Consider the following 26895-nt stretch of genomic DNA (forward strand, 5'->3'; position numbering starts at 1 on the left):
ATTGTGCCGTTGCTGCTCCTCAAGGTGAACAGGCTTTCAGCGGTCTTCTGGGATGTGGATGGCACCTTGGCCGACACGGAAATGGACGGTCATCGACCGGCCTTCAACATGGCCTTCCAGGAACTGGATCTTCCCTTTGTTTGGGATGAAGCGCTCTACAACAGGCTGCTGGCGATTCCTGGCGGGCTGCGCAGGGTGAAACTCCACGCTGAAACATGCGGGGTGCATCTCAGCCAGAACCAACTGGACCAGGTGCGTGATCGCAAACGCGTCCATTACCTGGAACGGGTCCGCCAAGGACATGTGCATCTCCGTCCCGGAGTGAAGAGGCTTTTGCAGGAGTTGAACAGGGCCGGCGTGCAGCAGTGGATCGTCACCTCCAGCGGATCGGCCTCGGTGATGGCTCTGCTGGAACAGATCCAGAAGCAAATCCCCAGCTTCGATGGGGTGGTGACATCGGATGACGTTGCTTCGGGAAAGCCAGCACCGGACGGCTACCGACTCGCTCTCGAACGCAGTGGGGCCAACAGTGCTGCCAGCCTTGCCGTCGAAGATTCTGCAGCAGGTCTTTCGGCGGCAAGAGCCGCAGGTCTGCGTTGTCTGCTGACCCCTTCCCCCTGGGATGCCGATGCTCTGCGTGAGTCCGGAGGCGAGGCTGCTGCGGTGTTGAATCACCTGGGGGACCCTGGACAGCCAGCAACCGTGCTTTCCGGTGCCTCTTGCCAGGAGGGGGCAGTAACGCTGAAGTATCTGGAGTACCTGCTGTCGGTGCCGGATCGATGAGCTCAATCCAGCGCACACGTCTGGCGGGGCTTCAGAACGCGTGGGGCGCTGGGATCCGGCGGTACTGGTCTGGCCCCTGGTGGCGTCGCAGCGCTTCGTTGCTGCTGCTGCTGTTCGGATTTTTCATCGGCAGCAACCTTCCCGTCTACATCCTGGATGCTGTTGAACTCAGGACGTACACGGCGTTCTATGCCCTCATCGCCTGTGAATTGATGGTTCTTGGGCGCCGTCGTCTTCCCTGGCTGGACAACCTCCGGCTTGGATTTGTTTACGCCGTTGTTCTGGAGGCGTTCAAAGTTGGATCCTGAGGGCCAACGCGTCATCCCCAGCAAGGATCAGCAGCGGTTGCTGCAGCATCTCGAGTTGGGCGACCTTCCGAGTTGGTCTGCACTGCAGCGCAACTCTGGGTGGCATCGGGTCGCCATCGATCACTGGCATCCTCAGGCGACACCGGATTGGCTCTGGTCTGTTGGTCTGCCGCTTCTGAACCTGGGCCAGCAATGGCAGGGACAACGCCGACTGCTCGGATTCAGTGCTTTGCCGGGTTGCGGGAAAACCACCCTGGGGCAGTGGATTGAAGCTGCCGCACGGGCACTTCACCTCTCGATCCAGGTGGTTTCGCTCGATGACTTTTATTTCGAGGCGGAACGGCTTGATGCGGCGATGCAGGGCAACCCCTGGGGTGTGCCTCGTGCGCTTCCTGGCAGCCATGACCTGGAGCTCCTGCAGGAGTGTCTTCAGAAATGGCGACAGGGTGAGAACGTTCTGATGCCCTGCTTCGACAAAGCCAAACGCCATGGCCGAGGAGATCGAAGCGGTTGGCGCCGCTGCGATGCCGACTTGCTGATTTTTGAGGGGTGGTTTGTGGGCTGCAGCCCAAATGCCGACGCAACTGCGGATGAGCCCCATCTCGAGAGCCCCCTAACGGCGCAGGAGTTGGAGTGGCGCCTGAAGCTGCAACCCGTGCTCGCCCACTACGAACCCACCTGGAGGTGTTTCGATCAACTCTGGCAACTGCGAGCAACCGACTTCAACGCGCCTTGGCGATGGAAGCGCCAACAGGAAGCCACCCTTGAAGCGGAACGCGGTGCGTCGCTGTCGAATGCCGACTTGGATCGTTTTATCCGCATGATTCTCTGCTCGCTTCCATCGAGCAGTTTTCACACCATGCGAGCGGATGTTGTTGTGGAGGTGGATCCGGATCGAACTCTGCGGCGGATCCACCTCCCGAGTTCGACTCAGGATTCGCCGTCTTCGGACTCACTCACCGGATAAACAAAACCCTGGGCGCGGCCACTCAGCACAGACTTGCCGATGGACATGGCGCGCTGGGCGGCAACGGCTGCCTTGGCCTTCCAGGTGGCGCTGCGCTGGTTGCGCTTGGCCTTGGATGTTTTCTTCTTCGGGACGGCCATTGCGCCTGGTGAATTTCCAAACCGAGATTGTCTCGTTTGGAACCCCCTTGCGTCAAATCGCTAGGCTCCGTGCAGCGCAATGAAGACGTGGCACCAGGTTCGGACGACTCCAGTGGTTCCGCGGCCCCTCAGAAGGCTCAACCTTCTTCGATTCAGGGTTTTTGGACGAAGCAGGACACGGTGAGTTACTCCACCCTGCTGAGAGATATCGATGCGAAAGAGATCAAACAGTTGGATCTTGTGCCCGGTCGTCGGGAGGTAAGAGTCCAATACAACGATGGCCGACGGGTCACCGTTCCTGTTTTCGCCAACGACAACCAAATTCTTCGGGCCGCTGAAAGCTCTGGCACGCCCCTGACGGTTGTTGACATCCGCCGCGAACAAGCAGGACGCGAACTGGCGGGAACCCTGATGTTGGTTCTGCTGGTGGTGGTCGGCTTGTCGTTTCTGTTGAAGCGGTCAGCTCAAATGGCGAACAGAGCTCTTGGGTTTGGGCGCAGTCAACCTCGGTTGAAACCCCAGGAAGACCTTCAGCTTCGTTTTGAGGATGTTGCCGGCATCAACGATGCGCGGCTGGAACTTGAGGAGGTGGTCACCTTTCTCAAGCAGCCCGAGGCCTTCATCCGCTTGGGCGCGAAGATTCCGCGGGGAGTGCTGCTGGTCGGCCCCCCTGGAACCGGGAAAACGCTTCTTGCCAAGGCGATTGCAGGCGAGGCGGGCGTGCCGTTCTTCTCCATCGCGGCCTCTGAGTTTGTTGAGCTGTTCGTTGGTGTTGGTGCGAGCAGGGTTCGCGATCTGTTCCGCCAAGCCAAGGAAAAGTCCCCCTGCATCGTTTTCATTGACGAAATCGACGCTGTGGGTCGCCAGCGGGGTGCTGGTATCGGTGGCGGCAACGATGAACGGGAGCAGACCCTCAACCAACTCCTGACAGAGATGGACGGCTTTGAGGAGAACTCCGGTGTGATTCTGCTGGCGGCCACAAACCGTGCCGACGTGCTCGACGCCGCACTGTTGCGTCCAGGACGCTTCGACCGGCGCATTGATGTGGGCCTTCCCGATCGCCGAGGTCGCGAGGCAATTCTCGCCGTTCATGCGAGAACTCGTCCCCTCGATGACGCGGTCTCGCTATCGGATTGGGCGAGCCGCACGCCGGGTTTTTCCGGGGCTGACCTCGCCAATCTTCTCAACGAAGCGGCCATCCTTACGGCCCGCCAGAACATGCTCCGCATCGGTCAGTTCCAGCTGGAGGGGGCCTTGGAGCGGATCACCATGGGGCTGAGCAATCGTCCCTTGCAGGACAGCGCTAAAAAACGGCTCATCGCTTATCACGAGGTGGGTCATGCCCTGGTGGCCAGTCTTCTTCCAGCGGCCAACGCGGTGGACAAGGTCACGATTCTTCCCCGGGGAGGAGCCGGTGGTTACACCCGCTTCATGCCTGACGAGGAGGTGCTTGATTCCGGGTTGATCACCCGCTCCTCCTGCCTCGCTGATCTGGTGGTGGCCCTGGGGGGACGAGCAGCTGAGCAAGTGGTTTTCGGGTCGCTCGAGATCACCCAGGGAGCCAGTGGAGACCTCCAGATGGTGGCGCAACTCGCACGGGAGATGGTCACGCGCTTTGGCTTTTCCAGCCTCGGACCGATGGCCCTCGAGGGTCCGGGTACGGAGGTTTTTCTGGGGCGCGACTGGTTCAACCAACGGCCGGGATACGCCGAATCCACTGGCCAGGCCATTGACGCTCAAATCCGCCAGCTCGCCAAGAGTGCTCTGACGCAGGCCATCGCCCTGCTGGAACCCCGCCGAGAGTTGATGGATCAACTGGTGGACGTTTTGATTGCCGAGGAAACGATCAACGGTGATCGATTCAGAGACATCGCTGGCCTCCCATGAGACGCCTCCTCCTTCTGCTGCCGCTGGTTGTTGTTGCAGCCCGGATGCAGATCGAGTGGCTCTGGTTCGATCAGTTCACCTGGAGCGACGTTCTTCTCAAGCGCTGGCTTCTGCAGCTTCTCTTCGCGGGAGTGGCGATGCTGCCGCTGCTGTCAGCCCAGGCCTGGTCAAGGCAATTCAGGAAACACAGCTCGAGTTCATCCAAGGCGATGAGCCTGACGGGATGGTCCTTTGGATTCACGCTGTTGATCAGTGGTGGTGCTGTGCTGATCAGTGCCTTGCTGACGCTGGATATGTTGGCGTTGGCCATACACGATCCGTTTCAGCTTGGGGAATGGCAGCCAGTTGCGGGGCTCCAGCACCGCATCAGCTCAGCTGCAGGACTCGTTCAGGCAGGGGCGATAGGGCTTGCGATGGCCTGGCCGCGGTTGAGGCTGTGGCTGGCACGGATCGTGGCGGGTTCGCTGGTGGCTGTCGTCAGCCGGGCGTGGGGCATCTGGTCGCTGGCGCTATGGATTCCCGATGAATCCACGAGAGACCCCTTGCTGGGAGCGGATCTCAGCTTCGGCTTGGGGCGTTTTGCCGGATTGCATCTGGCCCTGGACCTGCTGCTCTTGGCTGCCGCGTTCACCCTCACCTTTGAACTCTGGCGGGTGCTGGCGAGCTCAAAATCGATTTCTGACTGGGCCAGTCCAGCCTTTTCTGCGCGACAGATTCAACTGATCAGGTTGCTTTCGGCGCTTCTGCTGTTCGGAGCGGCGGGGCAGGTGTGGTTATCGAGGCATCAGCTGCTGTGGACCCAACACGGCCTGGTAGCAGGGGCGGGCTGGCTCCAGGCCCACATGACCCTTCCGTTGCGAGGCTTCGCCACACTGCTGCTGGTGCTGATCGCATGTGCACTTCTTGTCCCGTGCCGGCGACGCCTCCGTCAGGGCCTTGCACTGGTGTTGGTGTCTCTTGTGGTGTTGGAAACGGTGGCAACTCCGGTAACGCGCTGGCTGGTGGTGCGGCCAAGGGAATTTGCACTGCAAGAGCGCTATCTGAACAATGCCATTGAGGCCACGCAATGGGGCTTCCAGTTGGATCAGATCAAGAGTCAAGTCGTCGACCCGACAAGGTTCAGCGCCGCTGATCGCGAGCAAGGTGTTAGCACGCTCGAAAATGTGCGTCTCTGGGACAGCAGCCCTCTGCTGGAAGCCAACCGGCAACTGCAGCAACTGAGGGTGTACTACCGCTTTTCCAATGCCGCTGTTGATCGATACCCGCTGAATGAAAACAGCGATTCCTCGCAGCAAGTGATCCTCTCGGCCCGCGAATTGGATCAATCTGCCTTACCGCGTCAATCCAGAACCTGGCAGAACCGTCACTTCATCTTCACTCATGGCTATGGATTCACCGTCAGTCCGGTGAATGACCGAAGCAGTGATGGCCTTCCCTCGTATTTCATTAAAGGTCTTGGCCCAGAAACACTCATTGAGGGAAATCCAGAACTGGGGATTGAACGATCGGAGGTGCAGAAGGCCATCCCCGTTGGTGATGCAGCGATCTATTACGGGATGCTTCCTTCGCCCTATGCCATCGCTCCAACGCAGATTGAAGAATTCGACTACCCCGAAGGCGACATCAATGTGATGACGCACTATCAGGGTTCTGGCGGAGTACCGATTGGATCCTGGCTTCAACGATTCGCAGCGGCTGTTTATCTGCGTGACCCTCGATTGCTGATCACCACAACGATCAATGCTGATTCCAAGCTTTTGATCCGGCGTGATGTGCGCAGTCGGGTTAAGGCCATCGCTCCCTTTATTGATTTTCGTGGTGAGCCCTACCTGATCTCCATTCCAAACCCTGAGCAAGACAGCTCCAACACCACCAAGGCAACTTCAGAACAACGCAGCCAACATCAGTATTGGGTTGTCGAGGGTTACACCCATAGTTCAACCCTGCCCTACAGCGCTGCGGTCTCAGCAGATGATCCGGATCGGTATTTAAGAAACTCAGTGAAGGCCATCGTTGATGCTTATAACGGCAGCATTCGCTTTTTCATCTCGGAGCCTGAGGATCCAATTGTGATGGCCTGGGCTCACGCTTTTCCAGGCTTGATGGAGCCGATGGAGGCAATGCCAAAGCCTTTTCTTGATCACCGCAGAGTTCCTGAGGACTTCTTCAATGCCCAGGTCAACCAATTGAAGCGGTACCACGTTTCGAATCCGAGGATTTTCTACAACGGTGATGATGTTTGGCAGGTGCCAAGCGAGATCTACGGCGGCCGCAAAGTTGATGTTGCTCCGTATCACATCACGGCTCAGCTTCAAAGCAACGACAATTCTGAATTTCTGCTGCTCCAACCACTGACCCCTTTGTCAAGGCCAAATCTCACGGCGTGGTTGGTGGCTCGGAATGATGGTGATCACTACGGTGAACTGAAACTGATCGACTTTCCCAAAGACAAATACATTCCCGGGCCGGAACAGGTTCAGGCTCTGATCCATCAGGATCCAGATGTGAGCGAGCAGTTCGGTCTATGGGATCAGGAAGATCTGGAACTCCTGCAGGGAAATCTTCTTGTGCTTCCCGTGGGCTCCGGACTTCTCTATGTGGAACCGGTGTATCTGCGCACCAAGAAGGTAGGGCTGCCTTCTCTGGCCAGGATTGTTGTGAGTGACGGCCGATTGGTTGCCATGGACCGCGACCTCAATCTTGCTTTGGATCAACTCATGAAAAAAAGCCCCACCCGTTTGACGGGCAGGGCAAAACGAAGTGACCGATCGGGTTGATCGAACGATCAGCCGATGGCGGAGAAGTACTCCTTGGAACCCTTGGGATCTTCCAGCATGGTGGCGGCGCCAGGAGTCCAGTTGGCGGGGCAAACCTCGTCGGGGTTGGACTGCACGTACTGGAAGGCCTGCAGCAAGCGCAGGGTTTCATCCACGTTGCGGCCGACAGGCAGGTTGTTGATGGTGGCATGAACGATCACACCGTCGGGGTCGATCAAGTACAGGCCACGCAGTGCCTTGCCTTCGTCATCGAGGATGTTGAAAGCATTGCCGATTTCCTTGTTCAGGTCGGCAACGAGGGGGTAGTTGATATCACCGATGCCACCCTGGTTACGGGGGGTCTGAATCCAGGCCAAGTGGCTGAACTTGCTGTCGACGGACACACCGAGGATCTCGCAGTTCTTGCTGGAGAAGTCGGTGTAGCGATCGCTGAATGCGGTGATTTCCGTCGGGCAGACGAAGGTGAAATCGAGGGGGTAGAAGAACAGCACCACATACTTGCCGCGGTACTGGGACAGGGAGATTTCCTTGAACTCCTGGTCCACCACTGCAGTGGCAGTGAAATCGGGGGCTTGATGGCCCACACGCAAGCAACCGGTGTCGGTCATGTTCGGGAGGTGAATGAGTGAGCTGAAGGCCGCAGACGACGTAACACGTAGTCGATCCGACTTCCAGTTTCAGGATTGAACCTATCACGACCCTAGCCATCCATCGCCATAAACTCAGGTCATGAATGACCAACTCACGAGCTGGGATCCTGCGCTCCTGCGCAAGTTCAGTTCCACCGGACATTTCCGTCTGTTGAACCAGCTGAAGGGAGATCTGCGCAAGAAACCCCTGGACCGAGACCAGCGCACTGGCCAGCTGAAGAGTCTGGGTGGGAATCGCGGCACAAGCCGACGTTCAACGCCAACGCGGAGCATCGAGCCGGCCCCAGCTCCAGCTCCAACACCGGTTGTTGAGACGGCACTCCCACTCACCAGGGACGACCAACCGAAATCCTTCCGCGATCGCCTCAATGCGATCGACATGCGCTGAGGCTGAACCCCTGAGATGTATGATGGGGACTGGCCTGAAGGGCCTGCGTCAGAGTAGCTCAGCTGGTTAGAGCACAGGATTCATAACCCTGAGGTCGGGAGTTCAAGTCTCCCCTCTGACATTCTTTGACCCTTGCTGTTAATCAGCTCGTTCGAACCCTTGTTGGGTTCGAGCATGCCTGATTCAGGCCTTGCGTGCCGGTAGTTTCACCAAGGGATTGAGAGCAGCGCCACCGGCCCGACGGATTTCAAAGTGAAGGTGAGGTCCGGTGCTTCGTCCGGTGCTTCCCATCAGTGAAATGCGAGACCCACGGGGAACAATCTGCCCTTTTTTGACCAAAAGACGGCTGTTGTGGGCATAACGCGTGAATTCGCCATCACTGTGGGCGATTTCAACCAGATAGCCGTAGGCGCCTCTCCAGCCGGAAAATGAAACGATCCCATCACGGGCCGCAACAACGGGCGTGCCAGTGTTGTTGGCGATATCAATGCCTTTGTGCATGCGTCCCCAGCGCCACCCATAACCGGAGGTGAAAACCCCCTTGGTGGGCCACTGGTAACCAACAATCGGTGGCTTCAGGCTGTCGGGCTGATCGGCTGAAGACGTCAGGGGGCGATCAGGCCATGCAGCACCTCCACTGCTGAGGGGGCGAACAGCCAGGATTGACTGACCCGAAGTGGCTTCAGCGATCTGCAGTTCCTGGCCAATCGTCAAAGCACTGAGCTGAAGGCCTGGATTCCAACTCAACAGCTGCTGTTGCGTCACGCCGTGGCGTTCGAGGAATGACGCAAGAGAGTCTCCGGTTTTGATTTTGGCCGTGGCGCTAAACGGAGGTGGGGCAACCATCGGAAGCGTCTCAAGTTCACTGGAGCGGTTGAGTGACGACAACGTCACGGCAACAACCCGTGCAGAGTCCGGCAGGGAAAGCCAACTCTCTTTTTCAAAAACGTGGGAGCTTGGCACGTTGTTCAACGAGGCCAGCTGCTCACGATCGAGCTTCAACAGCTCAGCGAAACGCCGCAGGGACGTGGCACGAACAACTTGGAACGAGACAGAACTGTTGGAATCGACTTTGCTGACAACAGCAACGGGATTGTTCGGGGAGAGAGCTGGCAGAGGGGGCAGCTCGGCAAGATCAAAAGTGGCGTTATCGGCAATCCCGGGAAGAGAACTCCACAGACCCAGGGACAGAACAGGGGTTACAGCAGCTGCCAGAGCAAGCGTTGCGCGCATGAAACCACTGAGACGCGTTGAAGGTAACGAGCCGAACATCCCCGCGCAAGGGGGTTTGGAGCAGTGGTGGGATCACCACAACCGCAACTGTTGTCCAGCCACGTAGGTCACCAGGGCGCAGGCCACGGAAAGATTGAGGCTGCGAACACCTCCCTGGCCTGCGTCATCAGCAGCTCCAGGCATGGGGATCGTGAGGATGCTGTCGCAGGCTTCGCGAACCGGTTCCGGTAGCCCCGTATCTTCCCGGCCGAAGAGCAGAACATCTCCCCGTTGAAACGTGAACGAGGAGAGCGATGAACCACCACGACGACTGCAGCCGATCAACCTCTGTTCAGGACGAAGCTCAGCTTGAAACTCGGCAAAGTTCGAAGCGATGGAAAGCTGAACGTGGGGCCAGTAATCAAGTCCGGCACGACGAACGCTCCGATCATCCACTTTGAAGCCGAGGGGTTCAATCAGGGTCAACGGCACCCTGAAGGCCGCCGAGGTGCGGGCGATGTTGCCTGTGTTCGGAGGGATCTGAGGTTCGAACAGGGCAATCCGCAGGGGGGCGATCTCAGTCATGGCACCACCTGGCCAAGGGCATGAAGATCAAGTGCACGACCCTGGAGAACAAGCCAGGCAGCGTCAGCAACGGGGTCAAGTGCCTGCGCGAGGGTTCCGAGGCGATCACGGAACAATCCTCCGATGCGTGTTGGAGGAACGACGCCCCATCCTGTCTCTTCGATCACCAGAACAAACGTGCAGTGCGATGCCCTAATCGAGGCGATCAACTGTTCACAGAGCTGATCCCACTCCTGGGCAGTGAGGTCCAGGTGGTGGGCAACAAAGCCACCAAGGGCATCAATCAGAACAGATTGCCCGGGAGCCAGGCCGTTGATCACGCTCACCAGCTCTGCCCCACATTCAGAAACGCTCCAATGGTCGGGCCGACGCTGCCGGTGGGCCTCCAAACGCTTTTGCCAATCTCGGTCATCCGGCCGGGCGGCCGCCGTGGCGATGTAGGTGACAAACGGGTGGTGTTTCAACAGGTGCTCAGCCCAGCGGCTCTTCCCACTGCGGGTTGGCCCACTCACCAGGATCAGCCGGCTGGTCTGGCCGGCAACGGGGGGCTCCACTGTGGAGGAGGGGTCAACCACTGCCATTCATTCCCTTCAGCGTCGCGACGGAAGACGGAGACACACGGTTGAGGTACCTGAAAATCCAATACTTGAAGATCGTCGCCAACACCACCGGGAATGTCGCGATGAAGAGGTTGACGAAACTTTGGCTGGAGGGAAGACCGAAATGCTCGGCAATCCCTTCCAGCAAGACCTGCCAACCTTCCGGGCTGTGGTATCCGACGAAGATGTCGGTGAACAGGATGATGGCGAAGGCCTTGGCGGAATCACTCAGCCCGTAAACCGCCTCATCAACAAATCCACGCAGAACACGCAGTTCATCACGGCTCAGAAAACACACCACGGCGAAAGCGATCAGGCCCGCCAGATCCGCAAACACATTCTTGATCGCCTTGAGACTTTCCTGATCGGCATCGTGCTTGAGCTCAGTCGCCTTTTTGGTGAGCTTGTCGCGCAGCGCACCATCATCAAGGGGCTGCACGCCCTTGAGGAAGGCATCGAATTCCAGTTCTTGCTTGTAGAGCCGAAGTTTTTCAGCCGCCTTCTCTTCCAGCTGAGGCTTGGGGTAGCTCAGGAAAGGGAGTTCGGGGGAAAACTGATTGACCGCAGGCGAGATCAGATAGGTACCGGCAATCTGCTGAACAAGAAGGGGAACCAGAATGAGCAGAAGCAGAACCCTCAGGGAAATCAGCGTGCTGTCCCGCCGGCGTCGATACCCCGCCACGACGCTGTCTTCCGTTGAGGGATCCAACTGGAGGCGAATGCTGTCGAAGACACCCAGAAGCGATCGGGGGAGGGCATCCGGTGAGCGGCTGATCGACGGCGAACTGCTGGATCGTCTCGATCCATAGCGGCTCACGACGGATTCAATCAGTTGAAGTTGACGCAACTCTTGGGAATCCAGTTGGCCCCGTTGTTTCGAGAGAGTTGCTGCTGTATTGCGGCAGATGGCCAGCGCGGTTTTGAAGCGGCGAAGAATCGTGGCCTGAACAGAGCGCGGCACGGAGAGCTTGAGCTCCGGACGAATCTGCCGGTCGCCGTAGTACTCCAACTCAAGGCTTTGGATGAGCAGAGCCGCCTCGTAGCCACGCTCAAGATCACTGGAGAGCTCGATCGCTTGGCTGTTGCTGAACAGGTTGATCCAGTTACGGCGGCTCATTGCAGTCAGCTCATCGCAGTCAGCTCATCGCAGTCGGGTCATCAGCGCGAGAACACCCACCAGGTGGCCATCGGAATGATGGTGCCAAGCACCAACAGGATGATCACCCACTTGGTGGCATCGCTTTCAGCGGTTTCCGCCTTGGTGGGAATGTTGGTGGGAAGGGTGACCCGTTCGATCTCCTTCGGCGGGCCGGGATCCTCGCCACCCGAGAGGACGGTTGAAAGTCGGGTGAGTCCATCAACTGATGCCTGGCGATAACGATCGCCCTCCCTCAGGGGCACAGTCATCGTTGTACGGGCGGTGCTCTTCAGCAGGCTGGGAGGAAGCTGTGCCTCAAGCTCCAGATTGGCCACAACAGCGGAGCGCTTGTTCGAGGCTTCGATCAACATCAGCAGCAAGGGATTGCCGCTGGGTGAGCTCCACGTCTCGAGGAGTTCCTCACCGAAGCTGTTCAAGGTGATGCCGTAATCCAAACGCCGCAGCGTGATCAGGCGGGCATCGACCCGTTGATCTTCAAAGCTGCGTAATTTCGCTTCCAATTCACCACGGCTGGCGCGGCTGAACACGTCGGCATCGTCGATCACCAACGCATCCGGCAGGCTTTCACCCAGGGCAGCAGGTGAGATCGCCAGACTGGCTGGTGCCCAGAGGAGAAGACAGACCCCGAAACTGAGCAGGCTGGCCAACAGGCGTCGGGCGGAACGGGGCATCCCTTCAAGCGTCATGACTGTCTCAGTCTGCCGTTAGCTGTCCAGCATGTCGCGGTTCAAAGCTGCAATTGCCTCAACAACCATGCGGGCTTCGTTGTCGGGCAGAGTCATTTGACGGGTGAGCTGGTCGAGGAGATCGGTTTCCTCCGCTGTGATCTTGCGGTCGGCATGCACCAGATGCGCTGCCACAGCCAGGGCGGACTGCTGCTGAATTCGATTGAGCTGAGGCAAGGCGGACGTGATCAAGCCCTGAACGCCCTGCTCCCGCAACAACAACAGCAGGCGGTCAAACAATTCACCCATGGCCGCTTCAGAGCTGTCGCTGTAAAGCGATCGGTTCTCCAGCTGACGGCGCAGAGCATGGGCCTCATCCCGCCCCAGCCTTCCATCGCAGGCAACAGCGGCAAGGGCAACAGCAGCAAAAGCCTCGGGAGTCGTCATGGCAGAGACGCACATGTCCGTATTTGAGCAGGATGATTGCGTTCTGACAGCACCCTCTGTTGATGCCAGGTCCCGCCCGAGCTGTTCTGATCTGTGCGCTTCTGTTGCTGGGTCTGACCGTGACCAATGCAGGGGTAGCGCAGACCGTGACACCGGAATTTCAACGGGCCGAAGTTCTGGCGGGGATGGCAGCGGTGGGCCTGATGCTGGTGGCTGTGCTGTGGACTCGGGCGAACCCCAAGTCAGCAGCGAAAGTTCCGTTGCAGGGGGAACAGGGACTTTTGATGACGGATCAGTTCAGCGAAAACCAACAACAGGAGCTGGCCTGGGGCAGCCACATGCTGTTGACGGCGACGCCAGCGGCATCCGTGCTCGTGATATGGCGCCATCAGGTTGTGCTGCGTCGGGGCCTGATCAGTCAGGAGGCTTTCGAGCCAGGAGCAATCACCCAACGGGCCATGGAGCGTGAGCAAACGATCTCCTTGGTCAACACAACGCTGTTTCCGGGCCGAGCGGAATTCGACGCCATGCTGCCGTCACTTCCTGCCATCGTTGTTTGCCCGATGGGAACCGAGGGGGCCGTGATCGTGGGGGGTTGGTCGCCCCGTTGCTTCACCCGCTCCGATGAGCGATGGATTGAGGGCTGGACCCAGCGGCTCAGAACGACACTTGGGGCCGGCGAGGCTTCTCCTGTGCCGCCGGACTCAGCTTGATCGTTGATTGAACCCTCGCTCCGGCCTGGCCGAAGCGGACCTCGCCATTCTCCGAAATCCTGGCCTCCATGCGTGAGGCCCGCGTGATCTGCTCTGGTTTGGTCCGCTCAAGAACCACATCGCCATCGGCCACAACCCGTTCACTGCGCCAGTTCCATGCGCAGCGCCGGGCCGTCAATGTTTCCGACGTCTGCTCAACGCGACAATCATTGGCAATGATCACGGTGCCGGAAGTCTGATCCAGCTTGAATCCCCTGCCCTGCACCTTGCTGTTTTTCAAATCAGCCTGCACGGGTTGATCGGATTGAAATTGCTTCGCTGTAAATAACCAACGTGTTTGACCGGCATTGATCTGACCGCGGTCGTTCTCCAGCACCAGCGTGACCGGTTCTTGCAGGTCGAGGTAACCCTGGAGGGTGTTGCCATCGAGGCCTGAAGCGCTGAGTATGCGTCCATCGCTGCGGATGGCCTGCACAGGGCCAGGCGCCTGCAACAAACCACTCTTCAGATTCCAGGTGCCGTTACCACCTTTCACCACCGTGGAAGCAGAACTGATTTCATCAACACGGTTGAGCTGGGTTGGGCCGCTGAACTCCAGTACCTCGGTGTCCTGCTGGAACACCAGCTCGCGTGAACGAATTTGCGTCTCACCATCATTGGCCTTGGGCCGTTGATTGATGACCATCCGCGACTGCGATGGCGTCCAGATCAGATTGTCTCCCTCAATCGTCAGCCCCCGTTGGTTCAACTGCCGCAGCTGGACCGATCCTTCAAGAACGACGAGCTCACCATCCCGCAACACCGTGGCGAGATCGGCGGTGATCCTGAAGTGCGGTTGATCATTTCGATAGAGAACGCCCTCGGGACCTCGCGCACGGATGGTTCGACTGATCAGGTCGTAGCGCGCCTCGGGGCTGATGAGATCCCAGTCACGGTTGCCATCAACGGCCCGCTGGCTCAAATCCAGCGACCGGAAGACAAAGGACGGCGTGGGTTCAAGCGCAATCTGCCGCCGCGTTGTGCAACCGGTGAGCCATGCACTCGCCACAAGGGCTGCTGTCAGACCACAACGTGACCAGCGACCCAGCATGCTTTGTTCAGAGCGGTTCATCCAGCTCCAACCGCTGCATCACCGGTGTTGGATTCGGCAGCGCGGAACCGCTGCACAGCCTGCCCCAATTCAGCTGTTTCGACCAGTTGTCTGGATCCAGGCGTTCCCCAAGTTGAGACAGGATCCGCTCGCTGAGGTCGGGCAACAGCGGGGCAAGCAGGAGTCCAACGATGCGGGTGGTTTCCAGCACAGCAAACAAATCCTCGGCCACGCTCTGCTCTTGACCGGGTTCCTTCATGCGACTCCAGGGAGCCGTGTCATTGAGATGACCGTTCGCGGCAATGGCCAACTGAAGGATCGACTCGGCCGCGGTCTTGAACGCGAGCTGCGGCATCGCCTCCATCACCGTGCTGACGGTTTCCGCAGCCTTGAGGGCCAGGGGATGGTCAGCACTTGAGGCTGCCCCTGCCGGGGGAACGCCGTCATCGAACCATTTGCGCGCCATCGACGAGGTGCGATTCAGCAGGTTGCCGATGGTGTTGGCCAGATCGTTGTTGACCAGATCAACAAAGCGTTGCTGTTGGAAATCGCCGTCGTCTCCGAATTGGATGTCGCGCAGGAGGTACCAACGAACGGCATCACTGCCGCATCGCTCCAGCAACAGTTCGGGGTCCAGCACATTGCCGAGGGATTTGCCCATCTTCTGGCCCTCACGGGTGAGGAAGCCATGGCCGAAAACCTTTTGCGGCAGCGGCAGTCCTGCAGACATGCACATGGCAGGCCAGAACACAGCGTGGAAGCGGAGGATGTCCTTGCCGATCACGTGCACGGAGGCGGGCCAACCGCAGGAGGCGAGCCGATCGAGCGATACCGCTTCTCCATCATCAAGAAGCGCTGTGAGATAACCCAGCAGGGCATCAAACCAGACGTAGAAGGTGTGGCCTGGATGGTCGGGGACCGGAAGTCCCCAGGACACATTCACCCGCGAAATGGAGAAGTCGCGCAGACCTTGAGCGACGAAGTTGCGCACTTCCTGTCGTCGGCTGGCAGGGGCGATGAAGTCATCGCGCGCCACCAACTCCTCAATGGCGGATTGATAGCGGGAGAGCCGAAAGAACAGGTTCTCCTCATCGCGCCACTCGAGAGGCTTGCGGTGGATCGAACAGGAGGGCGACTCCGCTTCGGCCGGATCATCCTTGTATTCCTCGCAATCGACGCAGTACCAGCCGGTCTGCTTGCCGACAACGATGTCGCCGGATGCCTTGACCCTTTTGTAGAACTGTTCCACCAATTCCAGGTGGCGCGGGTTGGTGGTGCGCACAAAGCGATCGTCAGAAATCCCCCACTGATTCCAGAGATCGCGGTATCGGCTGCTGACCTTGTCGCAGTGGTCCTGGGGGCTCAGCTGCTGACGTTCTGCCGTGCGCTGAATCTTCTGGCCGTGCTCATCAACACCGGTCACGAAGGTCACCTTCTCCAGCTGCAGCCGCTCAAAGCGAGCCAAGGCATCACAGGCCAGGGTCGTGTAAGTGCTGCCCAGATGGGGACGATCGTTGACGTAATAGAGCGGAGTCGTAAGGGTGTAAGGCATCAGAAAAGTTCGAACTCCGCTGCACCGCAGCGACGACAGACTCTAACGAGCATGCCCATCTCGCTCCACGCCAAACAGCCCTCCTCATGACGCACCGCGACGTGGTGGTCTGGGGTGGTGGCTGCGGCGGCGTTGCTGCTGCACTGCAGAGCGCAAGATCAGGAGCAGACACGACACTGTTCACCCCTGGCCCCTGGCTGGGGGGCATGGTGAGTTCAGCAGGAGTCTGTGCCCCGGATGGCCATGAACTCACCTGTTGGCAAACCGGGATCTGGGGCGCCTTTCTGCGCCAGTTGGAGTTGGAGGAGCCGAGTGGGCTCGACCACAACTGGGTGAGTTGTTTCGGATACAGGCCGCAAACAGCCGAACGGATCCTGCAACGCTGGGTGGCGGCTGAGCCCAGGCTGGACTGGCGTCCCCACTGCAGGCTGGAACAGGTTTACGGCCAGCAGGGTCGCCTCCAGTCTGTGGAGATCCACAGCACCAATGGCGTCGAAAGCTATTCCGCCGACGTGTTTGTGGATGGCAGCGATCTGGGTGATCTGCTTGCCCTGTCGTCCGCCCCCTTCCGCTGGGGGTGGGAAGCCAAGGAGATCTGGGATGAACCCAGCGCTCCCGAGCAGTCCCGGCTTGAGAGCGAAGCGTTTTTTCAAGAGCAACCGATTCAGTCACCCACCTGGGTGGTGATGGGCCAATTGCATGGGGAACTCGATCCGCGCCAGGCCGCAGCGATCCCGCGGATTCCGTTCGATCGGAGCACCGCCAGCTTCGGCCTCGAGAAAACCATCACCTATGGCCGTCTGCCCAGCGGCCTGGTCATGCTCAATTGGCCCCTTGAGGGCAACGACTGGCACCACAGCCTCGATCGAGCCCTCAGTGCTGATGGCGAGGTTCGTGCGGAGCTGGCCCAGGAGATGCAACGGCACAGCAAGGATTTCCTGGCGGCCCTGGAGGACTGCAGCGGTGGTTGGATCACTTCCGGTAACGCCTTCCCGGGAGCCGATCCCAGCCTGGCGTTGATGCCGTACTGGCGAGAAGGCCGGCGGCTGATGGGTCGCACAACGGTCACGGAACGCGACCTCTTGCCGGTCTCCAAACAAGCCCTGCGGGGACCGCTCCCCATCGATGCCCAGGGTCGCTGCACCAGCATCGCTGTGGGTACCTATGCCAATGACCATCACTACCCGGGCGAGGACTGGCCTCTCGCGCCAAAAAGTGTTCGTTGGGGAGGACGTTGGAGCGGTACGCCCTTCTGCATCCCCTTCGATGCCCTGATCACAGACTCAATACCCAACCTTGTGATGGCAGAGAAAGGCTTCAGCGTCAGCCACATGGCCAATGGGGCCACGCGCCTGCAGCCTTTGATCCTCAACCTGGGCCAGGTGGCGGGTCTGGCGGCGGCCATGGCGGTTCGCCAGGGCTGTGACACTGCTGATCTGCAAGTTGAGGCCATCCAGTCAGCCCTGATCCACGAGCCGCAGGCCCCTGCAGCAGTTCTCCCGATCTGGGACTGGCCGCTCTGGCATCCGCACTGGGTTAAGGCACAGGAGCAGGGCTTGGCTCAGCCTGAACACCTGGACGCCATGGGCCGCCTTTCAGGCCCAAGGTCCAGCCTGCTTCCCCCTGGCGTGAACCAGGCGCCAAATCAGCCCCATGAGGTTGGCCTCAGTGGCGTGCTCACCGGCAACCTCCATGAGGGCTACCACTTGGAAACCGCTGAAAAGATCTGGCCTCTGATCACCCTTGAACCGGCAATCCATCGCTGGCTATCCGACGAGGATCATTCGGGCCGAACCCTGAACCTCCGCGGCATTAAGAATCCCTGGGGGCCCTGGGTGCGGATCACTGGGGTTATGGATCAAGCCAACTGAAGCTGCAGCTCACCGCGTACCGGGTCAGCCCGCCCCACCCTGAGTTCAAGAGCATCACCAGGAGCAGGGTCTGCTGCAGACACACAACCGACCAGATCCATGGCCAGCTCGCTCACATGAACCAGGGCCAAGCGATCCTGCGGGCGCAGCCAGCGCAGGAACACGGCCGACCAAACGGTGTTCTGATGCTCAGCGAACCACACCTGCTGCCAGTGGCGCTGATCCTCACGGCTGATCTGAATGGATTGGCGCAATGGATCATCGAGGTCATCGATCACTTCCCGCAGACGCTCTTCATCCATCGGTGCAAGCGCCGAGAGTTGGGCAATGATCTGGCGGTGGGCGACGAGATCGGCGTAGCGTCGGATGGGTGACGTCGCCTGCACATAGGCCTCAAGCCCGAGGCTGAAATGGGGCATGGCTCGCGTGCCCTGCACGCCTCGGCTCAAGCAGCGCTTGATCGCCGCATCACGGGCTGGTCCCTCGGGGATTCGATCGAGTTCATCGCTGGAGGGCAACTCCGCCGCAGGCTGACTGCGGAAGGGCAACGGCAGGCTGTGCTCCTGCCCAAAGCCGGCCACAACAGCTCCCATCAGCAGCATCGCTTCACTCACCATCAGGCGGGAAGGTGAAGGGTCAATCACCTGCAGCGTCAAGGCTCCATCGCTAAGGCGGAAGCGTCCTTCAGGCCGGTCAAACATCACGGCTCCTTTGGAACGGCGCCAGCGCATGCGCAACATCAGAAGTCCCGAGAGATCCGAGAGGGCTTCATCCCCTGGGGGTGCCAACTCGATCAGCTCATCACCATCGGTGTAGGTGAGGCCATAGCGGGGTCGGATCCAGCTGCGCGCAATCCGTTGCTCCGCCACAGCACCATCCCCATCGAGGCGAACGGCCACACTGAGGGCTGCACAGCGCTGTCCAGCCCGAAGACTGAGGGGACCGGCCGCCAGCTCCAGAGGCAGCATGGGCATCACACCCTCCGCCAGATACAAACTGGTGGCTCGACGTCTGGCTTCCTGATCAAGGGGGGAGTCAATGTCGATCAGACGGCTGGGATCAGCGATGTGGATCCAGATCCAATCGACGCCATCACGACGCTCCAGCGAGAGCGCGTCATCAATTTCTCGAGTGCCCGCATCGTCCAGGCTGTAGGTGGCCAGGTCAGTGAGGTCGATGCGTTGCTCATCCCCAGGTCGCTCTCCATTCGAAAGAGCAACAAGACGATTCGCTTCCTCCACCAGATCAGAGGGAAAACAGCGGGACCAGACGCTGCCCCTCAGGCCAATGGGCTCGTTGGGATCGAGCAACCCACGCACGATCAACCACTGCCGAAGATCAGCGGCATCTGATCCAATCGACAACGCTGCCGACCACTGCTGGAGATCCAGGTCGGAACCCACCGCAGCGGGATTGTCTTTCAGCAACTGAATCCAGTGGTTGAAGCGCTCGTCCCAAACCGGGTCCAGCTCCAGGCGTTCATCGTCGCTAAGGCCTCGCTCTGCCCGCAGCAATGCGAGCTGCCGTTGTTCATGTTGTTGCGCCTGCCGCTCAGCTCGGCGTTGGCGCCGCAGGCTGGCCCTCTCTTCGCGGGAGAGTGGCTGGATCAAACGGTCACGACGCCAGCGGAACAACTGTTGGTCCCCATGCAGCCAGGCCCACAGCGCTGCCAGACCAGCGAGGTTGAGCGGGGTCAACACCAACTCGCCCAGCTCGCAGAGGCTCAGCCGAGCCAATCCACCCGGTTGATCCGTTTCCAACAGCTGCCAGGCCTCCACAACGGCCCGCGCTGATGGAGCGCTGTCCTGCACCTGCTCAGGGGCAGGTAGTTCACTGCCATCGAACAGATGCTCGGGATCGATGGCAATCAGATCGCGCAGGGGCAGGCCCTGGTCACGACGTTGACCACCAAAAGAAAGAACCGCCTTGCTGCCCTTGATGGACAGAAGACGGCCGAAGAGAGGAGAACCCTTGAGAACAACCGCGACGGTGTCTCCGGGTTGGATTGAATTGTTCAACGCCCGAGGATCAACCTTCGGGGTTCACAAACGGCAGAAGGGCAACGATGCGTGCACGCTTGACGGCGTTGGTGAGATCGCGCTGCTGCTTGGCGGTGAGGCCGGTGAGGCGACGGGGAAGGATCTTGCCGCGTTCGGTGATGAACTTCTTGAGAAGATCCACATCCTTGTAATCGATGGGATCACCGGGCTTGATCGGCGAAAGACGCTTCTTGAAGAAGGAGCTGGACATGACTCAGGAACGGATGGAGGAAAGACGGACCTGCAAGGTCACTTGATCTCCTTATGGAGCGTGGACTTGTTGCAGTGGGGACAGAACTTTTTGATCTCCAGCCGTTCGGTGGTGTTCCGGCGGTTCTTTTCCGTCGTGTAGCGAGACACGCCGGGTGAACGCTTGGCGGGATTGGACCGGCATTCGGTGCACTCGAGAGTGATCACGATCCGGACGCCCTTGTTCTTGGCCATAAAGGACGTTGCGCCGCAGGTGCGAAGCGAATTGACAAACATCGAGCTTACCCCCTGACCCGACAGGTTCAGAGCAGCTCCCCCAGAGGGGACTTCCTAAGATCGCGCGCTGTCTGGCTTAGATCCGATGCGGGTATCCATCTCCTGGCTGAAGCAGCTGGTCCAGGTGAATGAGTCCGTGGACGATCTCTCCGAGCGCCTGTCGATGGCGGGCTTTGAGGTGGAAGACGTTGATGACCTCAGCGCCCGAGCCCAGGGCGTGGTGGTTGGCCATGTGCTGGAACGGGAGAAACACCCCAACGCCGACAAGCTCAGCGTTTGCACGGTGGATGTGGGAGCTCAGGACCCCATCCAGATCGTGTGTGGAGCCAGCAACGTGCGTGCCGGGATCCACGTTCCGGTGGCCATGGTCGGAGCCACCCTCCCCGCCGTTGGCTTGACGATCAAAGCCGGTGAATTGCGGGGTGTGACCAGCAACGGAATGATCTGCTCCCTGACGGAGCTGGGCCTGACGGAGCAGTCCGACGGCATCGCCATCCTGGATGAACTTGATGAATCCCTGCCGCCTAACGGGTCGCCCGTGGCGCCCCTGCTGGGACTCGACGACACCGTTCTGGAGCTGGCCATCACCGCTAATCGCCCCGACGGCCTCTCGATGGTGGGTATTGCCCGCGAGGTGGCGGCCCTGACCGGTGGCAGTTTGAGCCTGCCCGAGCTGGATCTGGATCCCAGCACCACTCCGCTGAACGCAGAACTGGATGGCTGCTTCTACTCGATCACCAGGATCGAGGGTGTGGACGGCTCCAAGCCCTCACCCACCTGGTTGCAGCAGCGCCTTGAGCGTGGTGGCGTGAACAGCGTCAATGCGGTGGTTGACGTCACCAATCTGGTGATGCTGGAGCAGGGGCAGCCCCTCCACGCCTTTGATGCCGATGCGCTGGAACAACTGACCGGGCAACCGATCGACGCCAAGAGTTTTGCCGTCCGTTCCGCTCGCGATGGGGAAATTTTCGTGGGTCTGGATGACCAGAAGCGCACCCTCGACAGCCGTGTGCAGGTCGTCACCTGCCATGACCGGCCTGTCGCCGTTGCTGGTGTGATGGGGAGTCGCGAGAGTGGGGTGACTGCCGGTACCCGGAACATTTGGCTCGAATCCGCTCTGTTTACTCCGCCGCGGGTTCGTCAGTCGGCCCGGGCCCTGGGCTTGCGCACGGATGCCAGCAGCCGTTTCGAAAAAGGGTTGCCTGTGGAAATGACCCTGCCCTGTTCGGCCCGTGCCTCGGCCTTGTTGATTCAGGAGTTTTCCTGCTCTGAGAGCGGCCGTTGGGTGGGCGGTAACGGTCCCGCAGAAGCGGAACCGGTGCTGTTGAGGCGCAGTGCCCTCCATCAACTGCTTGGCCCCCTCGATGCTGCCGATGGCCCGGAGGATCTCGATGACACCAGCATCGAAACCTGCCTGACAGCCCTCGGTTGCCAGCTCTCAGCCCATGAGCAGGGATGGCAGGTGATTGCACCGCCCTCAAGACGGCAAGACCTTCAGCGTGAAGTTGATCTGATCGAGGAGGTGGCGCGTCTTGTGGGCTTCGATCGGTTTGAGGCTCACCTGCCGGATCCGCTGGAGCCCGGTGCCCTCACCCCCCGCCAGCAGGCGGAACGGCGCCTGCGGCAGCTGTTCTGTTCCACAGGTTTGCAGGAGGTCACCACCCTGTCCCTTGTCCCGGCTTCGGAGCAGGAACAGCGCATCGCCATCAGCAATCCGTTGTTGGCCGACACAAGCCATCTGCGCACGAACCTCTGGGAAGAGCACCTGCAGATCTGTGTTCGCAATCTGAAGGCATCACAGCGCGGTTGCTCTGTTTTCGAGATCGGCAACACCTACAGCGGTTCACCGGAAGCCGTCAGCCAGACCGGCATTTTGGGTGGCGTGATCTGCGGAGATCGACGACTCTCCACCTGGGCCACCAGCGGCAAGCCGCAGGCGCCCGACTATTTCCAGGCCCGTGGCGTTCTCACCAGGGTGATGGAGGCCTTGCAGCTGGAGCTGTCTGACCGTCGCCTCACGGACGACGCACGACTGCATCCGGGTCGTGCCGCCACCCTGGTGTTGGAAGGACGCCCCTTGGGTTGCTTCGGTCAGCTTCATCCAGCCATGGCTGAGGAGCTGGATCTCCCAGAAGCCACGTATCTGTTCGAACTCGACCTTGCGCGACTGCTGGATTCCGCTACCCGCAGCAACCGTTGGACGCCGGCCTTCAAGCCCTACCCAACCGTGCCCTTCAGCGAGCGGGATCTTGCCGTCATCGTCGACCGATCCAGTGCAGCTGCTGATCTGATCCAAGCCATCCGCAAGGCGGGCAAACCCCTTCTGGAGCAGGTGGAACTTGTGGATCGCTTTGAGGGCGAACAGCTGGGCGACAACAAAGTGAGCCAGGCATTCCGTTTGCGCTACCGCGGCAAGAACGAAACCCTCACAGACGACAAAATTCAGCCTGTTCACGACAAGGTGCGTGCCGCCTTGAGCAAGCAGTTTCAGGCTGAGCTCAGGAGCTGATCCGTTTCAGCAGCGCCAACGATTCGAGGTGCGTTGTCTGGGGGAAGAAGTCGACGGGCTGGAGCATCTCCAGCTCGTAGGGGCCTGATGGGGCGAGCAGTGCTTTGAGATCCCGTGCTTGCGTGGCGGGGTCACAGCTGAGGTAAGTCAGCACGGCAGGTGGCCGCTCAAGGATGCTGTCCACCACGCGTCGATCGAGCCCCCGGCGCGGGGGATCCAACACCAGCGCCTGACAGTCGTCCAGCTGAGCAGCGAGAAGATCGGCAACATCGCCGGCATCAAAGGCACAGCGCGAGGAAAGGCCGTTGTGCATGGCATTCAGCCGGGCCTGCTCCACCGAGTCGGGGTTGAGTTCCAGACCTTGAACATCAAAACCGGCCTTGGCCAGGGGCAGGGCAATGGTTCCGACGCCGCAATAGGCGTCGACCACCCGTGCGCCGGCGCACTGAGTCAAAAGCCAGTCTGTGAGGCGTTGAACGATCCGTTCCGCCTGCAGCGTATTCACCTGAACAAAGGTGGTGCTGCTGAGGGCGAGCTTGATGCCGCAGAACTGTTCCTCAATGGTGGGAACACCGGCGAGACAATGGGTGGTGCGACCGAGCACCAGGTTGTTGGCCTTGGGTTGAAGGTTGAGGCAGACCCCTTTCACCGCGGGCCAACGCTCCACCCAGCTCTGTGCGAGGTCCTCAAGGCCTCGAAGCTGAGCATGGCTGCTGATCAGCGTGATCAACACGTCTCCGGTGGCGCTGGCCAGACGAAGCCCGAGATGGCGCAGCCCCTTGGCTTCGAGCAGGTCATGGTCGGCCGGCCACCCCCCTGCATCCAGGTCCTGCTTGAGAGGTTCCACCAACGCGTCCAGGCGTGGATCGAGCACCGGGCAGTGGTTCAGGTTGACGATCTTGTGGGTCTTCGGTCGGAAGTAGCCAGCCTTCAAGCGTCCGTTCTGGTCACGCTTCAGCGGGATCAAGGCCCTGTTGCGGTAACCGAAGCAGCGTTCCGCATCAACAAGCGTGGGCGCAGGGGCAACGTCAATCCCCCCGATGCGCTGCATGGTCTGTTGAATTTGCTGGGCTTTCCAACGGGTTTGGGCGGGGTCATCCAGGCGTTGCAGGGTGCAACCACCGCAGTCATCGGCAAGGATGCAGGGAGGGCGGCGCCGATCAGCGGAGAACGTGATCTGATCCACCCGACGGCTCAACCAGCGCGACTTCTGGCGTTGCTGCAGCTGGACCGTGGCGCGTTCCCCTGGCAAGAGATCAGGAACGACGATCACCCAGTTGTTCCAACGGGCCAGACCCTTGCCGTCGCGATCCAGGTCAACAGCTTCGAGCTCAATCGTGAGCCCGGGCCGCGGTTCACTGCTGTTCGGGCTGTCGACTTTGGTCATGCTCTCGATTCCCTGCCATTGCAATGGCGTAACACCCAGGCGGTGATGGGTCAGGTGAACGGGTCGAGACCACTAAACTCCACGAAGCCTGACCAGTTCCATGAGCGTTGTCCGGGATCTCATCCTCCAGGCCGATGACGATCTGCGGTATCCCACCAGCGGAGAACTCCGCACCATGGTGGATTTCCTCGACCAAGGCGCCATGCGCGTGTCTGTGGTCAAGGTTCTGACCGAGAACGAAAAAAAGATCGTCGACGAATCCGCCAAGCAACTGTTTGGTCGCAAACCTGAGTACGTCGCCCCTGGCGGTAATGCCTACGGTCAGCGCCAGCGGGCCCAGTGCCTCCGCGACTACAGCTGGTACCTCCGTCTGATCACCTACGGAGTTCTGGCCGGCAGCACCGAAATGATCCAGGAGATCGGTCTGGTGGGGGCTCGCGAGATGTACAACAGCCTGGGTGTTCCGATGCCCGGAATGGTTGAAGCCATGAAGTGCATGAAGGAAGCGTCCCTGTCGTTGTTGTCGGAACAGCAGGTGAAGCTCACGTCTCCTTATTTCGACTTCCTGATTCAGGGCATGCAGACGTCCACCTGATTCAAGGTTGAACGTTTTCAAAAGAGCCGGGCCCTCGAGCCCGGTTTTTTTATTTTCTACTTGTCTTGACTGAGACAGCTTTCAAGACCTGAAATGCGCCTCAGTTGAGACCTACGAGATGGAGATCTGCTTTTTAATTTTCTGCCAATCACCTGTTGAAGTCGTGCAGGGCATCCTCTCGATAATTCAATCGGCCGCACAAGGGCGTCAGGTCTCTGCCTTGTCCATAGGCCGACATTCTTAAGCAGCCGACCGGCGAAGCTTCGAGGCGCCAATCCGTCTCGGGCGAGACTTCAATTAAGACCCATAACAGGTCTATGTTGAGCCGCTTGGTACTTATCTCTGGCTTAAAGATGATCGATAGGCGCGTGATTGAAGCTGTGGAGCGATCCCCGGATCAACAGCCAGACACTGGTCCCGATTCGAGGTTTCGAGGCCCAAAAAAGTGAGGATGCATTGCGTACCTGTGTCTACAGCAGGTACGCAGGGCTGAAAACCGGCTTTTACAGGGGTTTCATCGCTCACGGGCATCCCCTGGACTGGCCGTGGACTACAGGCAGAACAATCAAGCACAGAGTTTTTTGAGAAGGAAAGGTGACGCAATACTCCACTGCTCAGCAAACAAAAACCACCAATTTTGTGGATCTTGAGGATTAGCGCTCATCGCAGGCAAGTCTCTTTATGGGTCCCGCTGCGCGTCGCAGGCAAGACCACAGACTCTGTGAGCAGACTGCGAACGGATGAACAAATTGGACCTCGATCCACGCCTGGAGGGTGGCGAAGAACAGCACACCAACATTCTCTCGGTAAACAGCCTCCAAAGCCTGAAGAACAATCTGTCCAATGTGATTGTTGTGGGCCTGATGGTTGCGGCATTCAAAAAGACCATCGGCTTCGAGGTGAACAACGCCGCTGATTTGTTGGTGCTGTGTGGCTCCGTGGCCATGTTGGCCCTCAGTGCTTGGTTGATTGTTCGAGGCCACGGAGCTGTCCATGAATGACAACGCAGCCGTCTCAACCAAGACATGCGCTTGGACCTGTCTTGCGTCTCAGTAGAGATAAGCGGTCAACGGTTTCTGTACAGCTCACGCAGGAGCCGATAGGCCTCATTGAGTCGGCGCATCGCGTCTGTGGACCCACCTGCATCAGGATGTTCCTCAAGCGCCCGTTGCTTGTAAGCCTCCCGGATGGAGCTCAGGGTGACCGAAGTCCCTGCTTGGGTTGACAACCCCAGCAGTTTGAGAGCCCCATGCACCGTCATGGTCGACTCAAGGGTTTCGAATGAGGTGACCTGTCTGCTGCGGCGGAAACGGTTCACGAAGCGGCGGATCAGGGTCGGCATGCGTTCCGCCAATGAGGATGTTGCAAAGGGATCCTCTAGAGCGCCAGCCACGACCATCACCCGACCCAGCGATGGGTCGCTTGACTCCCAGCTGGCACAGAGTGTCTCAACGGCTGCATTGGCAGCCGACCAGGTGAATGGACGCCCATCACTGGCATCGGTACTGGACCAGACATCTCGGGCCAGCCAGGTCATGGCCGCTTCAATCACTGTTGGGCCCGGTGGTTGGCCATAAAGGGACCTCCAGTGCTCTTCTGCGGCAGCACTGGCCTCTCTTAGATCGGTGAGGTCCACCGTTGAGACAAGGGGGTCGTTCTGAGGGGAATCGCGTTGCTGCGGAGAGCGAAGCGTCGCTTTCAGCTGACTGGTGCGCTTGCTGACGAACCCCGGCAGGTCGATGCCTGAGGAGCCACCTCCCGAAGGAAGCCCAGAGGCTGAGGCTGGAGCGTCTTCACCCCCTTGCTGTTGGTTCCCCGTTGAGATCAGAACGAGACTGGTGACCTCATCGGGCCCAGTGGCGACCGCTGGTTCAGCATCGTCCTTGAGAGGATCGACCTCAGGATCCGATGCTGCATCCCCAGGGTCGAGCAGATCCTGGAGGAGCATTTCGAGCACCCGGCCCCGGGAACGGGCTCCGTATTCACCCTTGAGCTGGTCAATCAACGCGACCATGGGCTCTGACATCTCCACAGAGATGCGTTGACGTTTTGAGTCCTCGCCGCTCAAAAGTTCAATCCACCTTTG

At 59.6% G+C, this 26895-nt stretch carries 26 protein-coding genes and 1 tRNA gene; 12 read left to right on the forward strand and 15 right to left on the reverse strand.

Going from position 1 to position 26895, the window contains the following annotated elements; all coding sequences use genetic code 11:
* The first annotated feature begins 3 nt into the window (after nt 1-3).
* From SynM161_RS05975 to SynM161_RS05985, 3 genes are read left to right on the forward strand one after another with little or no spacing between them, the layout of a single operon-like run.
* Nucleotides 4-783 (forward strand): HAD-IA family hydrolase, encoded by a 780-nt coding sequence (locus tag SynM161_RS05975; RefSeq protein ID WP_186542299.1) that lies wholly within the window; start codon nt 4-6, stop codon nt 781-783.
* Nucleotides 780-1091, forward strand: coding sequence for a DUF565 domain-containing protein (locus tag SynM161_RS05980; protein WP_186542300.1), 312 nt, complete (start codon nt 780-782; stop codon nt 1089-1091). The genes SynM161_RS05975 and SynM161_RS05980 overlap by 4 nt, the downstream gene beginning before the upstream one ends.
* The gene (locus SynM161_RS05985; RefSeq protein WP_186542301.1) at nt 1081-2058 is read left to right on the forward strand and encodes a phosphoribulokinase; all 978 of its coding nucleotides are present in this window, start codon (nt 1081-1083) and stop codon (nt 2056-2058) included. The genes SynM161_RS05980 and SynM161_RS05985 overlap by 11 nt, the downstream gene beginning before the upstream one ends.
* On the opposite strand, the gene rpmF is transcribed toward SynM161_RS05985, so the two are convergent.
* Complete coding sequence (gene rpmF, locus SynM161_RS05990; RefSeq protein WP_006851068.1) at nt 2022-2198, reverse strand: 50S ribosomal protein L32; 177 nt, start codon at nt 2196-2198, stop codon at nt 2022-2024. The two genes, SynM161_RS05985 and rpmF, sit on opposite strands and share 37 nt — an antisense overlap.
* An 87-nt stretch (nt 2199-2285) precedes the next feature.
* On the opposite strand from rpmF, the gene ftsH reads away from it, so the two are divergent.
* Nucleotides 2286-4085 carry an ATP-dependent zinc metalloprotease FtsH gene (gene ftsH / locus SynM161_RS05995; RefSeq protein WP_186542302.1) on the forward strand — a complete coding sequence of 600 codons (1800 nt, stop codon included), beginning with the start codon at nt 2286-2288 and terminating at the stop codon, nt 4083-4085.
* Nucleotides 4082-6862 carry a UPF0182 family protein gene (locus SynM161_RS06000; RefSeq protein WP_186540243.1) on the forward strand — a complete coding sequence of 927 codons (2781 nt, stop codon included), beginning with the start codon at nt 4082-4084 and terminating at the stop codon, nt 6860-6862. The genes ftsH and SynM161_RS06000 overlap by 4 nt, the downstream gene beginning before the upstream one ends.
* A gap of 8 nt (nt 6863-6870) precedes the next feature.
* Here the strand turns inward: SynM161_RS06000 and SynM161_RS06005 are convergent, their stop codons facing one another.
* Nucleotides 6871-7470, reverse strand: a complete 600-nt coding sequence (locus tag SynM161_RS06005; protein ID WP_186508581.1) for a peroxiredoxin — start codon at nt 7468-7470, stop codon at nt 6871-6873.
* A gap of 121 nt (nt 7471-7591) precedes the next feature.
* On the opposite strand from SynM161_RS06005, the gene SynM161_RS06010 reads away from it, so the two are divergent.
* Complete coding sequence (locus SynM161_RS06010) at nt 7592-7900, forward strand: hypothetical protein (RefSeq protein ID WP_186540245.1); 309 nt, start codon at nt 7592-7594, stop codon at nt 7898-7900.
* A 47-nt stretch (nt 7901-7947) separates the two neighbouring features.
* A tRNA-Met gene (locus tag SynM161_RS06015) sits at nt 7948-8021 on the forward strand.
* A 62-nt stretch (nt 8022-8083) separates the two neighbouring features.
* Here SynM161_RS06015 and SynM161_RS06020 read toward each other — a convergent pair.
* The 6 genes from SynM161_RS06020 to SynM161_RS06045 all read right to left on the reverse strand — a co-directional run bounded on the left by SynM161_RS06020 (nt 8084) and on the right by SynM161_RS06045 (nt 12567).
* Entirely contained in the window at nt 8084-9133 is a 1050-nt protein-coding gene (locus tag SynM161_RS06020; RefSeq protein WP_186540247.1) for a M23 family metallopeptidase, read from the reverse strand.
* 72 nt (nt 9134-9205) lie between these two features.
* Nucleotides 9206-9697, reverse strand: coding sequence for a tRNA (cytidine(34)-2'-O)-methyltransferase (locus SynM161_RS06025; RefSeq protein ID WP_186515330.1), 492 nt, complete (start codon nt 9695-9697; stop codon nt 9206-9208).
* On the reverse strand, nt 9694-10278 hold the full coding sequence (cobU, locus tag SynM161_RS06030; RefSeq protein ID WP_186540249.1) for a bifunctional adenosylcobinamide kinase/adenosylcobinamide-phosphate guanylyltransferase: 585 nt from the start codon (nt 10276-10278) through the stop codon (nt 9694-9696). The genes SynM161_RS06025 and cobU overlap by 4 nt, the downstream gene beginning before the upstream one ends.
* Nucleotides 10265-11413 (reverse strand): proton extrusion protein PcxA, encoded by a 1149-nt coding sequence (gene pxcA / locus SynM161_RS06035; RefSeq protein ID WP_186540251.1) that lies wholly within the window; start codon nt 11411-11413, stop codon nt 10265-10267. Before pxcA ends, cobU begins: the two co-directional genes overlap by 14 nt.
* Nucleotides 11414-11454: 41 nt before the next feature.
* Nucleotides 11455-12126, reverse strand: a complete 672-nt coding sequence (gene psb32, locus SynM161_RS06040) for a photosystem II repair protein Psb32 (protein ID WP_186540253.1) — start codon at nt 12124-12126, stop codon at nt 11455-11457.
* Nucleotides 12127-12159: 33 nt separating this feature from the next.
* Nucleotides 12160-12567 carry a tellurite resistance TerB family protein gene (locus tag SynM161_RS06045; RefSeq protein ID WP_115162037.1) on the reverse strand — a complete coding sequence of 136 codons (408 nt, stop codon included), beginning with the start codon at nt 12565-12567 and terminating at the stop codon, nt 12160-12162.
* 62 nt (nt 12568-12629) lie between these two features.
* Between SynM161_RS06045 and SynM161_RS06050 the strand changes: the two genes are divergently transcribed.
* Nucleotides 12630-13280, forward strand: coding sequence for a cofactor assembly of complex C subunit B (locus tag SynM161_RS06050; protein ID WP_186540255.1), 651 nt, complete (start codon nt 12630-12632; stop codon nt 13278-13280).
* Here the strand turns inward: SynM161_RS06050 and lptC are convergent.
* The gene (lptC, locus tag SynM161_RS06055) at nt 13225-14391 is read right to left on the reverse strand and encodes an LPS export ABC transporter periplasmic protein LptC (protein ID WP_186540257.1); all 1167 of its coding nucleotides are present in this window, start codon (nt 14389-14391) and stop codon (nt 13225-13227) included. The genes SynM161_RS06050 and lptC overlap by 56 nt on opposite strands.
* Nucleotides 14378-15922 (reverse strand): methionine--tRNA ligase, encoded by a 1545-nt coding sequence (gene metG, locus SynM161_RS06060; protein ID WP_186540259.1) that lies wholly within the window; start codon nt 15920-15922, stop codon nt 14378-14380. The genes lptC and metG overlap by 14 nt, the downstream gene beginning before the upstream one ends.
* An 86-nt stretch (nt 15923-16008) precedes the next feature.
* Here metG and SynM161_RS06065 point away from each other — a divergent pair, with 86 nt between their 5' ends.
* Nucleotides 16009-17793 (forward strand): FAD-dependent oxidoreductase, encoded by a 1785-nt coding sequence (locus SynM161_RS06065; protein ID WP_186540261.1) that lies wholly within the window; start codon nt 16009-16011, stop codon nt 17791-17793.
* Here SynM161_RS06065 and SynM161_RS06070 read toward each other — a convergent pair.
* The 3 genes from SynM161_RS06070 to rpmG are packed head-to-tail and all read right to left on the reverse strand — an operon-like array spanning nt 17781 to nt 20276.
* Nucleotides 17781-19811 carry a ribonuclease catalytic domain-containing protein gene (locus tag SynM161_RS06070; RefSeq protein ID WP_186540263.1) on the reverse strand — a complete coding sequence of 677 codons (2031 nt, stop codon included), beginning with the start codon at nt 19809-19811 and terminating at the stop codon, nt 17781-17783. The two genes, SynM161_RS06065 and SynM161_RS06070, sit on opposite strands and share 13 nt — an antisense overlap.
* A gap of 10 nt (nt 19812-19821) precedes the next feature.
* Nucleotides 19822-20043 (reverse strand): 30S ribosomal protein S18, encoded by a 222-nt coding sequence (gene rpsR / locus SynM161_RS06075; RefSeq protein WP_006041316.1) that lies wholly within the window; start codon nt 20041-20043, stop codon nt 19822-19824.
* Nucleotides 20044-20081: 38 nt separating this feature from the next.
* Nucleotides 20082-20276, reverse strand: coding sequence for a 50S ribosomal protein L33 (gene rpmG, locus SynM161_RS06080; protein ID WP_006851071.1), 195 nt, complete (start codon nt 20274-20276; stop codon nt 20082-20084).
* Between the two features lie 127 nt (nt 20277-20403).
* On the opposite strand from rpmG, the gene pheT reads away from it, so the two are divergent.
* Nucleotides 20404-22827: a phenylalanine--tRNA ligase subunit beta gene (gene pheT / locus SynM161_RS06085; protein ID WP_186540265.1), complete on the forward strand. Its 2424-nt coding sequence runs from the start codon at nt 20404-20406 to the stop codon at nt 22825-22827.
* Here the strand turns inward: pheT and rlmD are convergent.
* Entirely contained in the window at nt 22817-24214 is a 1398-nt protein-coding gene (gene rlmD, locus SynM161_RS06090; RefSeq protein WP_186540267.1) for a 23S rRNA (uracil(1939)-C(5))-methyltransferase RlmD, read from the reverse strand. The two genes, pheT and rlmD, sit on opposite strands and share 11 nt — an antisense overlap.
* Before the next feature lie 100 nt (nt 24215-24314).
* Between rlmD and SynM161_RS06095 the strand changes: the two genes are divergently transcribed.
* Both SynM161_RS06095 and SynM161_RS06100 read left to right on the forward strand, forming a co-directional pair.
* Nucleotides 24315-24809, forward strand: coding sequence for an allophycocyanin subunit alpha-B (locus tag SynM161_RS06095; protein WP_114989152.1), 495 nt, complete (start codon nt 24315-24317; stop codon nt 24807-24809).
* Nucleotides 24810-25549: 740 nt separating this feature from the next.
* A complete protein-coding gene (locus tag SynM161_RS06100) occupies nt 25550-25810 on the forward strand; it encodes a hypothetical protein (RefSeq protein WP_186540268.1) in 261 nt (86 codons plus the stop codon).
* A gap of 65 nt (nt 25811-25875) precedes the next feature.
* Here SynM161_RS06100 and SynM161_RS06105 read toward each other — a convergent pair whose 3' ends face one another.
* Nucleotides 25876-26823 carry a molecular chaperone DnaJ gene (locus SynM161_RS06105; protein WP_186540270.1) on the reverse strand — a complete coding sequence of 316 codons (948 nt, stop codon included), beginning with the start codon at nt 26821-26823 and terminating at the stop codon, nt 25876-25878.
* Nucleotides 26824-26895: the final 72 nt, after the last annotated feature.

It is taken from the genome of Synechococcus sp. M16.1 (assembly GCF_014279895.1).
Lineage (GTDB): Bacteria > Cyanobacteriota > Cyanobacteriia > PCC-6307 > Cyanobiaceae > Parasynechococcus.